This is a genomic window from Actibacterium ureilyticum, from assembly GCF_002285435.1.
In the GTDB taxonomy this organism is placed as follows: domain Bacteria; phylum Pseudomonadota; class Alphaproteobacteria; order Rhodobacterales; family Rhodobacteraceae; genus Actibacterium_C; species Actibacterium_C ureilyticum.
On the sequence record NZ_NSBT01000037.1, the window covers coordinates 913159 to 926082 of the forward strand.

The following is a 12924-nucleotide window of genomic DNA, read 5'->3' on the forward strand; positions in this document are numbered from 1 at the left end:
CCACCTGACCCCATCGGCGGGGCGGGCACAACCCTAGAACAACAGGCTGGCCGCAATCGCCCACATGGTCAGTCCCACGATCACGTCCAGCACCCGCCAGGACACCGGATTGGCAAAGAACGGGCGCAACAGCCGCGCGCCATAGCCCAGCGAAAAGAAGAACACGCCCGAAGCCATCATCGCCCCGGCGGCAAAGGCCAGCTTGTCGTCATATTGCGCCGAAACGCTGCCCAGCAGGACGACCGTATCCAGATAGACATGCGGGTTCAGCCAGGTCAGCGCAAGACAGGTCAGCAGCGCCGCCCGCAGCCCCACAGCCGGGCCATTGCCCACCTGCAACGCCTCGCCGCCGCGCCACGCCGCCCGCAGGTTCATCGCCCCATACCAGATCAGGAACGCCGCCCCGCCGTAGCGCATCGCGCTTTCCAGCCACGGCACCGCCTGGGCCAGCGCCCCGAACCCCGCCACACCCCCCGCGATCAGCACCGCATCCGACACCGCACAGGTCAGGCAGATGGCGAACACATGTTCCTGCCGCAGCCCCTGACGCAGAACGAACGCGTTCTGCGCCCCGATGGCCAGGATCAGCGAAAAACCCAGCGCGAACCCCGATTGAAATGCCCACATATCGCCCTCTTGCGTTTCTGGCGGTCATCTAGGGCAATGACGAGTGATAAGTGTAGTGAATTTTTCTTATATCAATTAAGCAATACTTATGCAGCTCGACCCCGACCACCTGGCCACGCTGGCCGCCATCCTGCGCTGCGGCAGCTTCGATGGCGCCGCGGCCGAATTGTCGATCACTCCCCCGGCGGTGTCGCAGCGCATCCGCGCGCTCGAAGAACGCATCGGCACCACGCTGATCGAACGCGGCAGCCCCTCCCGGGGTACCGAAACCGGCCGCCGCCTGGCCCGCCATGCCGAGGCGCTGGCGCTGCTGGAACAGGATCTGGCGCGCGATATCTCGGGCCTGTCGCCCGCGCGCAGCACGGTGCGGATCGCCACCAATGCCGACAGCCTGGCGCTGTGGGTGATCCCCGCGCTGGCCGAGGTGCCGGATATGCTGTTCGACCTGGTGATCGACGATCAGGATCACAGCGGCGACTGGCTGAAACGCGGCGACGTGGCCGGGGCCATCACCGCCCATGCCACACCGATCCGGGGCTGCAACGCCACGCCCCTGGGCGCGCTGCGCTATGTCGCTTGCGCCGCGCCGGGTTTCATCGCCCGGCACTTTGCCGATGGCGTCACCGCCCCGGCGTTGCGCGCCGCGCCTGCCCTGCGGTTCAACCTGAAAGACCGGCTGCAACAGGAGTGGATGCGCCGCCATACCGGACAGGACATCACCCCTGCCTGGCATCAGATCGCGGCGGTGGACGCCTTCAACCAGGCCGCCCTGCACGGGCTGGGCTGGGGGCTGATCCCCGAGCCGCTGGCCGCGCCATTGCTGCAAACGGGGCAGCTGCGGGAACTGATCCCCGGCACGCCCCATGACGTGCCGCTCTACTGGCAGGTCAGCCGCCTGATGGCGGCACCGCTGAAACCGCTGACCCGCGCCCTGCGCCAAAGCGCGGCGCAGGTGCTGATCGGTTAAAGCTGCTCCATCACCTCGTCCGAGGCGTCGAAATTGCTGGTCACACGCTGCACGTCGTCATCGTCTTCCAGCGCGTCGATCAGCTTCATCAGCTTCTGCATGCCGTCCAGATCCATCTCGGTCGTGGTGGTCGGCTTCCAGATCAGCTTGGTCGAGTCGGATTCGCCCAGCTCTGCCTCAAGCGCGGTCGCTACCGCGTTCAGATCGGTATCGGCGCAATAGATGATATGCCCGTCCTCCGAGCTTTCGACATCCTCGGCCCCGGCCTCGATCGCGGCCAGCATCACCGTGTCGGCATCGCCCGCATCGGCGGGATAGGTGACCTCGCCCTTGCGCTCGAACATGAAACCGACCGAGCCGGTCTCGCCCAGGTTGCCGCCGTTCTTGGTAAAGGTCGACCGCACGTTCGACGCGGTCCGGTTGCGGTTGTCGGTCATCGCCTCGACAATCACCGCCACGCCGTTGGGGCCGTAGCCCTCGTACCGGATTTCCTCGTATTCCTCGCCGTCGCCGCCCGTTGCCTTCTTGATCGCGCGCTCGATATTGTCCTTGGGCATGGACTGGCCCTTGGCCTCCTTGACCGCCAGGCGCAGGCGCGGGTTCTTGTCCGGATCCGGGTCGCCCATCTTGGCGGCCACGGTAATCTCCTTGCTCAACTTGGAAAACAGCTTCGACCGGGCCGCATCCTGCCGCCCCTTGCGGTGCTGGATATTTGCCCATTTTGAATGGCCTGCCATGGGGACCTCCGGCGTCTTCGTATTTCGGGTTCCGACGTTCTATACGGCCTGCCCCCGCCATGGGCAAGCCACGGCCGCCTGCGCGCGTCCTGCCCCTTCTTCTTGGCACAAATACTCTCGCCGAAGGCGTCCCGACATAGCCGGCCGCACACCGGCAGCGGCTCAGGCGCGTTCGTCCTTGGGCGAGCCCATGACCACATGGGTCGTGATCTGGCGCACCTGCGGCTGCACCCCCAGCTTTTCGGTGTGAAACAGCTTGTATGCCGCCAGGTCCGCCGCCTCGACCCGCAACAGGTATTCCACGGTCCCGGTGATGTTGTGGCACTCGCGCACCTCGGGGCACAGGTTCATCGCGCGCTCGAAATCCTCTTGCGCAGCCTTGGTGTGATCCGACAACCCCACGGTGACATAGGTCACGAACCCCGCCCCCAGCGCCGCCCGGTCCAGCACCGCGCGATAGCCGCGGATCACCCCGCTGCGCTCCAGCTCCTGCACCCGCCGCAAACAGGCCGAAGGCGACAGCCCCACCTGTTCGGCCAGCTCGATATTGCTGAGTCGCCCGTCGCGCGACAGCGCCTGCAATATCCGCGTGTTTATCTGATCCATCTTCGCCATTTATTGCAAAGAAAGCCATATACGCCGCAACAACGCAATCCCGATGCGGGAATTTCAGGGCAGGATTGCGCCATGACCTATGAACTCCTCCCCGCGCTGATCGGCTTTGCCTTTGTCAGCACCATGACACCCGGCCCCAACAACCTGATGTTGCTGGCCTCGGGCGCGAATTTCGGCTTCCTGCGCACGGTGCCGCATATGCTGGGCATCGGCATCGGCTTTGCGCTGATGGTGTTTCTGGTCGGTGTCGGGCTGATGCAGGTCTTTGTCGCCCTGCCGCCCCTGCGCATGGTGATGCAGGCGCTCAGCATCGCGTTTCTGCTCTATCTGGCGTGGAAGATCGCCACCGCCGCGCCCCCGGCCGAGGGTGCCGCCACGGGCCGGCCGCTGACCTTCCTGCAGGCGGCGGCGTTTCAGTGGGTCAATCCCAAGGCCTGGGCGATGGGCATGGCCGCCGTGACCACCTATGCCCCCGGCAGCGGCGCCTGGGCGGCGCTTGTCGTCGCGTCGGCATTCGCGTTTTCCAGCCTGTTTTCCACCACCGGCTGGACGGCGCTGGGGCAACAGCTGCGCCGCTGGCTCAGCCGGCCCGGGCGGCTGCGCGCGTTCAACCTGACCATGGCGCTGTTGCTGCTGGCCACGCTTTACCCGATCCTGCTGGGCTAAGCCGCTCAGGGCGTGCCAAAGATCCAGTTGCGCCCGCCGCCGCCTTCGATCACCACGGTGGGACCGGCGCCCTTGCCCGCCAGGACCAGTTCCTGCCGCCTGGGCCGGGTCCCGTTTTCCAGATGTACCGCATAGGGATAGCTGACCGGGCATCCCGCCAGCTGTCCCGACCAACCGGTTTCGGTCACGGTCCCCTCGCTGCGGAAGCCCACACAGGGCCAGCCATTGCTCAGGCGGATGGTCACGCGGTCACGTTCCAGCAGCACCTGTTCCGGGGTCGCGCCGCCGCCCCCGCCGCAGGCGGCCAGAAGCAGCAAACCGATTGTCAGAATTCGCCACATCGCGCCCTCCCCGTCACGCCGATCCGCCAGAGCGCGAACCTTACAGCGGCCAGATGAAGGGGATCAAGGCCGAAGCCAGCAGCCCGACGCTCAGGTTCAGCGGAATGCCGACCTTCATGAAATCGGTGAACCGGTATCCGCCGGGACCATAGACCAGCATGTTGGTCTGATACCCGATGGGCGTTGCGAAACTGGCCGACGCCGCCACCATCACCGCCACGACCAGCGGGCGCGGATCGACGCCCAGCGCCTGCCCCAGCCCGATGGCGATGGGGGTCATGACGACCGCGACCGCGTTGTTGCTGACCAGTTCGGTCAAGACCGAGGTCAGCAGATAGATCGCCCAGACGATCAGGAACGGCGGCAGGTTGGTTAGGGCGGGCGCCACGGTCTCGACGATCAGGGTGACCGCGCCGGAATGTTCCAACGCCGCGCCGACCGCCAGCATCGAGAAGATCAGCGCCAGAAGCCGCCCGTCGATGAAGGAAAACGCCTCTTCCGCGTCGATGCAGCGCGTCAGCAGCACCAGCGCCACGCCCAGGATCGACAGCATCAGGATCGGCGCCACGCCCAGCGCGGCCAGCACCACGATCCCCACCAGCGTGGCGATCGCCAGCGGCGCATGGCCCCGGCGATAGGCCCGTTCCGACGGGCGGGTGATATCGACCAGCTCCATGTCGGCGGCCAGACGCTGGATGTCCTCGGGCGTGCCCTCCAGCAGCAGGGTATCGCCCACGCGCACCACCAGATCGTCCAGCTGGCGGCCGATATTCTGGTTCCGCCGATGCACCGCCAGCGGATAGACGCCATACCGGCGGCGCAGGCGCAGTTCGCCCAGCGACCGGCCCACCATGCGCGCGCCAGGGCTGATCAGCACCTCGACCGTGGTCGTCTGGACCGAGCTCAGCTTGTCGACCATGCGCAGGCTCTTGTTCTGTTGCAGGCCCAGCAGTTCCGACATCTGGGTGCGAAGGACCACGCGGTCACCGGCCTGAAGCGTCACGTCCTTCAGATTCCGCCGAAGCGAGGCATCGCCGCGCAGCACGTCGATCAGCCGCACGCCGCCGCGCCGGAACAGGTCGATCTGCGTGACCTCCTGCCCGATCAGTTCGCTGTCTTCGGGGATCGCGACCTCGGTGAAGAATTTCATCTTGGACTTGTCCGACAGCAGGTTGGCCATCGACGCCCGGTCCGGCAACAGCCGCGGCCCCAGGAACCGCAGATAGATCATCCCCCAGGCCACGACCACCAGGCCAAGCGGCGTGACCTCGAAGATCGTGAAGGGCTCCAGCCCGCGCGCCCGCGCCACCCCGTCGACCAGCAGGTTGGTCGAGGTCCCGATCAGCGTCAGCGTGCCTCCCATGATCGCCGCATAGCTGAGCGGGATCAGGAATTTCGACACCGGCTTGTTCAGCGTCTGGCTCAGCTGCACGAAGATCGGGATCATCACCACGACCACCGGCGTGTTCGACACGATCGCGGACGAGGCGATGACGAACAGCATCAGCCCCGCCACCGCCAGCATCGGACGGGATTCCGCCTGGGATTGCGCCAATTGGGTGAACCCGTGCAACGCCCCCGTCCGCACCAGCGCCCCCATGACGATGAACATCGCCGCGATGGTCCATGGCGCGGGGTTGGACAGCACCGCCAGCGCGTTCTGATAGGGCAGCACGCCGGTGATCAGCATCACCGATACCCCGGCCAGCGCCACGACCTCGGCCGGGTAGTCTTCGCGCAGAAACAGGATGAACATGAAACCGACAATGCACAGCGCCAGGATGGCGATGCCGGTCTCGGATAGGGGAAGGTCGATCATTCAGGTCGCCCGTTGCCTCGGTCAGCGTTTATCTTTAGCGGCAGATTGCGACTGTGCAAGCGTGGCGTTCGGGCGCGGCTGTACCAGAAAGATCCCCAGCAGCATCGCCAGAAAGGCCAGCCAGACCCAGCCGGGATAGGATTCGTGCAAGATCAGCACCGACCAGACCATGCCGAACCCGGTCACCAGATACGCCACCTGCGCCGCAAAGACCGCCCCCGCCTGCGCCAGAAGCCACAGGAATCCGGTATAGACGCAGGCATGGATCGCCGCGACCGCCAGCAGCGCCAGATCCGGCGGCGACAGCGGCCAGCGCGGGGCAATGAACTGTCCGGTGGCCAGCGCCAGACCACCCGCCGCTGGAAGGACCAACAGCATCGTTCCCAAAAACAGCTGTATCGGATCCATCCCGGCACGGCCGAACCGGGTCAGCAGGTTGCCGTTCAGCGCATAGCAGAGTGGCGCCACCGCCCCCAGCGCTACGAACCAAAGCGGGCTTTCACCGCCCAGCCCGCTGCGCGCGGCGATCAGGCACCCCGCCCCCGCGAACCCCGCCAGCAGCCCCGCCGCGCGGCGCCGGGTAAAGGCATCCTGCCCCAGCCCTACGGCGATCGGCAGCGACAGGATCGGGATCGGGATCGCCGCCATGATCAGCGCCATCACCCCCGCCGGCAAATGCGCCACCGCGCTGTAGGTGGCCCAATGTGGCAGCAGCGTGCCCAGCGTGGCCACCATCGCGCAGACCCGCCATTGCGCCGCCCCGCGCGGCAGACCACGCCCCCGCGCCGTGTTGATGATCATTAACAGGATCAGCGCCACGCCGCTTTGCCAGAAGATGATCCCCCAGGGACGATAGCCGCCGCTGACCACGATCTTGTTCAGCGGCTGCCCCAAGCCCCAGGCCGCCCCGAACAGGACAAGCGCCGCGGCAAGCAGCGGCGCGGGGGCGGTATGGGATCGGGCATTCATACCCGGAGTGCTAGCAGCATTGGCCGGATCGATGAAGCCCGGCGGTTCGGGGCGCGCATGCGCGTCGCGCGCCCCGCTCATCGGCCTAGGACGCCATGATGGCCTTTACATCGTCCAGCCCAAGGGCCCGGCCCCCGACGCCCCAATGCCCGTCCCTGACCTGATCGATGACAACCCAGGTGACATCGCGCAGCTTGTCGCTGGTGATTTCGACCACCACATCGGTGATCTTGGCAATCAGCGCCTCGGATTGTGCATCGGTCAGTTCGTTTTCAAAGGTTTTCACCTGGATCAGCGGCATGTGCTCTCTCCCTTTTCATGGCTGCCTTTCACCGCGAAAGACATAACCGTCTTTAAGTTATTTAGACGGTTAGACATGCGATCCCCCCAAAAGGTCGTAGAGGCCATGGGCAACGCGGGCCAATGGCTGACAACATCATGACTTTAAACGGATAATATGCGCCCGGATGGCGCAACTTCCGGGTCTACACGTTTTCTTGAACGATGGCCGGACGGTGTTGAACGGCAAAGGCCCGCTCGCCCGTTCAGGGTGCCGCCTGTTCCAGCCGCCCGCCCTGGCGGATCATCCGGACGCGCGTCGCCTTGCCCGTGCGGTCGTCCGTTTCGACGTAAAGACCCGACAGCGTGGCCGCGCCCGCCGCGGGGGTGAAGCGCGATTTGGGCATGCCGGTGATGAAACGGCGCATCGGCTCGGCCTTGTCCATGCCGATGACGGAGTTGTAGTCGCCACACATCCCCGCATCCGACTGGAAAGCCGTGCCGCCGGGCAGGATCTGCGCGTCGCCGGTGGGGACATGGGTGTGGGTGCCCACCACCGTGCTGGCCCGCCCGTCGCACCAATGGCCCATCGCCATCTTTTCCGACGTCGCCTCGCAATGCATGTCGACCAGCGTGGCATTGGCCAACCCGCCCAAGGGATGGGTTCTCAGCACCGTGTCGATGGCCGAAAACGGATCGGCGAAGGGGCGTTTCATGAATACCTGCCCCAGCACCTGTACCACCAGCACCTTGCGCCCGCCCGGCGCATTGAACAGCCGCGCGCCCTTGCCCGGCGCGTCCTTGGCAAAATTCAGCGGCCGGATGATCCGCGGTTCCTGTGCGATGAAGCTGAGCATGTCCTTCTGGTCGAAGGCGTGATCGCCCAGCGTCAGGCAATCGGCCCCGGCATCGAGCAGCGTCTTGGCATGGGCCGCCGACAGCCCCGCGCCCGAGGTCGCATTTTCGCCGTTCACCACCACGAAATCCAGCGCCCACTCGGCGCGCAGCCGCGGCAGGTTTTCCGTCACCGCCGCGCGCCCGGCGCGGCCCATCACATCGCCCAGAAAGAGTAACTTCATCCCCTTGGCCTAGGGGCAGCGGCCCGCAAGGGCAAGATCAAATCCGCGCCGCGCGTCGATGTGGATGGTGCGGCCAGAGTTTTCATGCCTCCGGCAGGAGTATTTGCGCCAAGAAGAAGGCCAGGGTCATGCGCATGTCAGAACGCCCGCTTCGGTCACGATCATGTCGAGCGGCTGGTCCGTGCCCTCGTGCGGGAGGGTGTCGGCCTGTTGCGCGGCATAGGCGAACCCGATGGCGGTGGTCGGGCGGGCAGCGCGCAGCTGTTGCAGCGTCCGGTCGTAGAAGCCGCCGCCATAGCCCAACCGCCCGCCCCGTGCGTCGAAGGCCACAAGCGGCACGATCAGCACATCGGGCGTGATGACATCGGCGGTGGCGGGCACCAAAGCGCCGAAGGGGCCGGGCACCATGGCGCAGCCCGGGGACCAGGTGTGAAATTGCAGCGGCCTGTCGGGGCCCTGGATCACCGGCACCCCCACCGGGCCATGATCGGCCATGGCGGTCATCGCGGGCCGCGGGTCGATCTCTGTCCGGATCGGCATGTAGCCTGCGAGCACCCGTCCGCGATAAGGGGCGAGCGCGGTCAGAAGGGCGGCGTTTGCGGCGTCGGTACGGGCGGGGTCGGTATGGGCGGTCTTGCGGCGCAGGAATGCGGCCTGGCGCGCCGCCGCCTTGGCCTGCGCCAGATCGGTCACAGCAGGACGGCCCCGGCCAGGCCCAGAAACGCGAAGAAGCCCACGACATCGGTTACGGTGGTCACGAAGGCGCCCGAGGCCAGCGCCGGGTCCACGCCCGCGCGTTCCAGCGCCACCGGGATCAGGATGCCAGCCAGCCCCGCGATCACCAGGTTCACGACCATCGCCACAGCGATCACCACACCAAGCATGACCGGGCCGAACCAAAGCGCGCCGACAATGCCCATCACCACGGCGAAGATCACGCCATTGACCAGGCCCACCATCGCCTCGCGTCGGACAACGCGCCAGACGTTGCTGCCGGTCAAGTCCTTGGTGGCCAGCGCGCGCACCGCGACGGTCAGGCTTTGCGTGCCCGCGTTGCCCCCCATCGAGGCCACGATCGGCATCAGCACCGCCAGCGCCACGAATTGCGCGATGGTGTCTTCGAACTGGGCGATGACCATCGAGGCCAGGATCGCCGTCACCAGGTTGACCGCCAGCCATGGCAGCCGCTGCCGGGTGGTTTCGATCACCCGGTCGCTCAGGCTGCTTTCGCCGACACCGGCCAGGCGCAGGATGTCTTCCTCGTGCTCTTCGTCCAGCACCGCCATCGCGTCGTCGATGGTCACCATCCCAATCAGCCGCCCGTCATCATCGACCACGGGCGCCGAGATCAGGTGATACTGGTTGAAGGCATAGGCGACCTCGGATTCCGATTGCAGGACCGGGATGGTCAGGAAATTGGCCTCGAATATGCGGGTCAGCGGGACCGACCGCTTGGCCGAAAGAAGCTTGCCCAGCGAAACATATCCCACCGGTTTCATACGCGGATCGACGACGAAGATGTGATAGAATTCTTCGGGCAGCGCCTTCTTGTTGCTGCGCAGATGGTCGATGGCGTCGCCCACGGTCCAGTGTTCTGGCGCGGCCACGACCTCGCGCTGCATCAGGCGGCCGGCCGAGAATTCAGGATAGGTCAGCGCCTGTTCGACGGCGACACGGTCGGTGTCTTCCAGCGCGTCCAGAACCGCGGTCTGGTGGGTTTCGTCCAGATCCTCGACCAGGTCGACGACATCGTCGGATTCCAGCGCCCGGACGGCATCGGCCAGCACGTCCCTGGGCAGGAATTCGATCACCTCGTCGCGGATGCTTTCATCCAGTTCCGACAGCACCTCGCCATCGAAGAAGCGCGCGCCCAGGAACAGGATCTCGCGCCGGTGGCTGCTGTCGACCTGTTCCAGAAGGTCGGCGATGTCGGCGGCGTGCAGCGGCTCCAGCAGCTCGCCCAGACGGTCGCCATCCCCGGCGGCGACGGCCATGCGGATGGCCGCAAACGTGCCGGCGTCCAGGGCATAGGCCGCCTCGTCGTGTTCGGTCTCGGTAACGATGTCGTCCGCCATGCCTGCCCCCTGCGCTTTTGGCCCAGCTTAGACAATCCCGCCGTGCTGCAACAGCGAAGATTGCGTGATTTACGCGCGCGCCGCCCGGGCCTAGGCTGGATCCGGCGGGAAAGGGATTCCATGACAGGCCAACATCTTCTTCTGGGACAGGTGCTGCGGTTCGACGGTACGCCCTTTGCCGATATCGGCGCCGCGCGGCATATCCGGCGGGGCGCCGTGCTGGTCGTGGATGGCCGGATCGCCGATCACGGCGATGCCGATGCGTTGTGCGCCGCCCATCCACAAGCGACGCGGCATGACTATGGCGCGGGGCTGATCACCGCGGGCTTCGTCGATGCGCATGTGCATTACCCGCAGACCGCCATCATCGCCAGCTGGGGCAAGCGGCTGATCGACTGGCTGAACACCTATACCTTCCCCGAGGAGATGCGGTTTGGCGATCCCGATGTCGCGGCCGAGATCGCCGCGCGATACCTTGATCTGACGCTTTCACATGGCACCACAACCGCCTGTTCCTATTGCACAATCCACCCCGAAAGCGTCGATGCCTTCTTTACCGCTGCCCAGGCGCGGGGGCTGCGGGCGCTGGCGGGCAAGACCTGTATGGACCGCAACGCGCCGGACGGGCTGCGCGACACTGCCCAAGGCGCCTATGACGACAGCCGGGCGCTGCTGAACCGCTGGCATGGGGTGGATCGGCTGTCCTATGTCATCACGCCGCGCTTCTCGCCCACCTCGACCCCGGAACAGCTGGATGCGCTGGGGGCGCTTTGGGCCGAACACCCCGATTGCCTGATGCAAACCCATCTGAGCGAACAGGTGGACGAGGTCGAATGGGTGCATGACCTGTTCCCCGAGGCGCGCGATTACCTGGACACCTATGAACGGTTCGGCCTGCTGGGTCCGGGCGCGGTTTTCGGGCATGCGATCCACCTGACCGGGCGGGAACGGGCGCGGCTGAAGGATACCGGTGCCAGTCTGATCCATTGCCCGACCTCGAACACCTTCATCGGCTCGGGCCTTTTCGACATGGACGGGCTGATGGCCGAGGGGCAACGTATCGGGCTGGCGACCGATACCGGGGGCGGCTCCAGCTTTTCGATGCTGCGGACGATGGCGGCGGCCTATGAGGTCGCGCAGCTGATGGGCCGCGCGTTGCACCCGGCCGAGCTTTATTGGCTGGCCACCGCCGGGTCGGCGCAGGCGCTGCGGCTGGATGAAAAGATTGGCAATATCGCCAATGGTTTAGAGGCCGATCTTATCGTTCTGGATCTGGCCTCCACCCCCGCCATCGCGCAGCGGGCCGCGCGTGCCGATGATATATGGGAGGCGCTGTTTCCCACCATCATGATGGGCGATGACCGGGCGATCCGGCAGGTCTGGATCGGCGGCGTGCCGCGCGGGTGATCACCCCGCCAGACGCCGCGCCAGCCGGTTCTGATCCTCGATCGCCCGGGGCAGGTCGATGGTGGTGATCTGCCCGTCGCGCACCACTTGACGGCCCTCCACGAACAGGTCGCGCACCCGGGTCGGCCCCGCCAGCAACAGCGCGGCGGGATCCCAGCTGCCCGCGCTGTCGATGCCCGAAACATCCCAGATCGCCACATCGGCCCGCATGCCGGGGGCCAGATATCCGCAATCGTCGCGGCCCAGCACTTGGGCGCCGCCTCGGGTCGCGATCTCCAGCGCCTCGCGCGCGCTCATGGCATCGGCCCCGCGCGCCACACGTTGCAACAGCATCGCCTGCCGCGCCTCGGCCACCAGATTACCCGCGTCGTTGCTGGCCGAACCATCGACACCCAGCCCCACGCGTACGCCCGCATCCAGCATCGCCCGCACCGGCGCGATGCCCGACCCCAGACGGCAGTTGGAACAGGGACAATGCGCAACGCCGGTTCCCGTTCTGGAAAACAAATCAACCTCTTGCGCGTCCAGCTTCACGCAATGGGCATGCCAGACATCGTCGCCGGTCCAACCCAGATCCTCGGCATATTGCCCCGGGCTGCAGCCGAACTGCGACAGGCTATAGGCGATATCCTCGTCATTCTCGGCCAGGTGGGTATGGAGCCGCACCCCCTTGTCGCGGGCCAGCAGCGCGGCGTCGCGCATCAGATCGCGGCTGACCGAGAACGGCGAACAGGGCGCGATGCCCACGCGCACCATCGCCCCCGGGCGCGGGTCGTGGAAGGCGTCGATCACCCGGATGCAATCATTCAGAATGGCGTCTTCCCGCTCGACCAGCGCGTCGGGCGGCAGGCCACCATCGGATTCGCCGATGCTCATCGCGCCGCGCGTTGGCGCGAAGCGCAATCCGATCTGGCGCGCGGCGTCGATCGTATCCTCCAGCCGCGATCCGTTGGGATACAGGTACAGGTGATCGGAGCTGAGCGTGCAGCCCGACAGCGCCAGTTCCGCCAGACCGATCAGGGCGGACACCCGCATCTCCTCGGGCCCGAACCGCGCCCAGATCGGATAGAGCGTCCGCAGCCAGCCGAACAGCAACGCATCCTGCCCGCCGGGAACCGCGCGGGTCAGCGTCTGATACAGGTGATGATGGGTGTTCACCAAACCGGGCGTCACGACGCAGCCGCGCGCGTCGACCAGTTCCGCGCCATCGGCGGACAGCCCCACCCCGGCCTCGACCACCACGCCGTCGCGCAGCCGCAGATCGGCGCCCGCCAGTTCGGCGCGCGTGTCGTCCATGGTGACGATCACGTCGGCATTGCGGATCAAGGTGTGGGCCATGCGGC

General features: G+C 66.3%; 14 protein-coding genes. 3 read left to right on the plus strand and 11 right to left on the minus strand.

Annotation, left to right across the window (positions count from 1 at the left end; translation table 11 throughout):
* Window positions 1-33 precede the first annotated feature (33 nt).
* Window positions 34-627: a LysE/ArgO family amino acid transporter gene (locus CLM60_RS17495; protein WP_095590378.1), complete on the minus strand. Its 594-nt coding sequence runs from the start codon at window positions 625-627 to the stop codon at window positions 34-36.
* A gap of 88 nt (window positions 628-715) precedes the next feature.
* On the opposite strand from CLM60_RS17495, the gene CLM60_RS17500 reads away from it, so the two are divergent.
* Window positions 716-1594, plus strand: coding sequence for a LysR family transcriptional regulator ArgP (locus CLM60_RS17500; RefSeq protein WP_095590379.1), 879 nt, complete (start codon window positions 716-718; stop codon window positions 1592-1594).
* On the opposite strand, the gene CLM60_RS17505 is transcribed toward CLM60_RS17500, so the two are convergent.
* Together CLM60_RS17505 and CLM60_RS17510 are read right to left on the minus strand one after the other, a co-directional pair.
* Window positions 1591-2331 carry a YebC/PmpR family DNA-binding transcriptional regulator gene (locus tag CLM60_RS17505; RefSeq protein ID WP_095590380.1) on the minus strand — a complete coding sequence of 247 codons (741 nt, stop codon included), beginning with the start codon at window positions 2329-2331 and terminating at the stop codon, window positions 1591-1593. The two genes, CLM60_RS17500 and CLM60_RS17505, sit on opposite strands and share 4 nt — an antisense overlap.
* 162 nt (window positions 2332-2493) lie before the next feature.
* Entirely contained in the window at window positions 2494-2946 is a 453-nt protein-coding gene (locus CLM60_RS17510; RefSeq protein WP_095590381.1) for an Lrp/AsnC family transcriptional regulator, read from the minus strand.
* 72 nt (window positions 2947-3018) lie between these two features.
* Here CLM60_RS17510 and CLM60_RS17515 point away from each other — a divergent pair, with 72 nt between their 5' ends.
* Window positions 3019-3612 carry a LysE family translocator gene (locus tag CLM60_RS17515; RefSeq protein ID WP_095590382.1) on the plus strand — a complete coding sequence of 198 codons (594 nt, stop codon included), beginning with the start codon at window positions 3019-3021 and terminating at the stop codon, window positions 3610-3612.
* A 5-nt stretch (window positions 3613-3617) separates the two neighbouring features.
* Here CLM60_RS17515 and CLM60_RS17520 read toward each other — a convergent pair whose 3' ends face one another.
* From CLM60_RS17520 to mgtE, 7 genes are all read right to left on the minus strand, one after another.
* Entirely contained in the window at window positions 3618-3953 is a 336-nt protein-coding gene (locus CLM60_RS17520; RefSeq protein ID WP_095590383.1) for a hypothetical protein, read from the minus strand.
* 40 nt (window positions 3954-3993) lie between these two features.
* Complete coding sequence (locus CLM60_RS17525; RefSeq protein ID WP_095590384.1) at window positions 3994-5772, minus strand: SLC13 family permease; 1779 nt, start codon at window positions 5770-5772, stop codon at window positions 3994-3996.
* 21 nt (window positions 5773-5793) lie between these two features.
* A complete protein-coding gene (locus tag CLM60_RS17530) occupies window positions 5794-6822 on the minus strand; it encodes a DMT family transporter (protein ID WP_095590385.1) in 1029 nt (342 codons plus the stop codon).
* 4 nt (window positions 6823-6826) lie between these two features.
* Window positions 6827-7042: a tautomerase family protein gene (locus tag CLM60_RS17535; RefSeq protein ID WP_095590386.1), complete on the minus strand. Its 216-nt coding sequence runs from the start codon at window positions 7040-7042 to the stop codon at window positions 6827-6829.
* A 244-nt stretch (window positions 7043-7286) separates the two neighbouring features.
* Window positions 7287-8099 (minus strand): TIGR00282 family metallophosphoesterase, encoded by an 813-nt coding sequence (locus tag CLM60_RS17540; protein WP_095590387.1) that lies wholly within the window; start codon window positions 8097-8099, stop codon window positions 7287-7289.
* A gap of 126 nt (window positions 8100-8225) precedes the next feature.
* On the minus strand, window positions 8226-8792 hold the full coding sequence (locus CLM60_RS17545) for a 5-formyltetrahydrofolate cyclo-ligase (protein WP_095590388.1): 567 nt from the start codon (window positions 8790-8792) through the stop codon (window positions 8226-8228).
* Entirely contained in the window at window positions 8789-10174 is a 1386-nt protein-coding gene (mgtE, locus tag CLM60_RS17550; RefSeq protein WP_095590389.1) for a magnesium transporter, read from the minus strand. The genes CLM60_RS17545 and mgtE overlap by 4 nt, the downstream gene beginning before the upstream one ends.
* 120 nt (window positions 10175-10294) lie before the next feature.
* On the opposite strand from mgtE, the gene guaD reads away from it, so the two are divergent.
* Window positions 10295-11581 carry a guanine deaminase gene (gene guaD, locus CLM60_RS17555; protein ID WP_095590390.1) on the plus strand — a complete coding sequence of 429 codons (1287 nt, stop codon included), beginning with the start codon at window positions 10295-10297 and terminating at the stop codon, window positions 11579-11581.
* Here the strand turns inward: guaD and CLM60_RS17560 are convergent, their stop codons facing one another.
* On the minus strand, window positions 11582-12919 hold the full coding sequence (locus CLM60_RS17560; protein WP_095590391.1) for an 8-oxoguanine deaminase: 1338 nt from the start codon (window positions 12917-12919) through the stop codon (window positions 11582-11584).
* Between the last annotated feature and the right edge of the window lie 5 nt (window positions 12920-12924).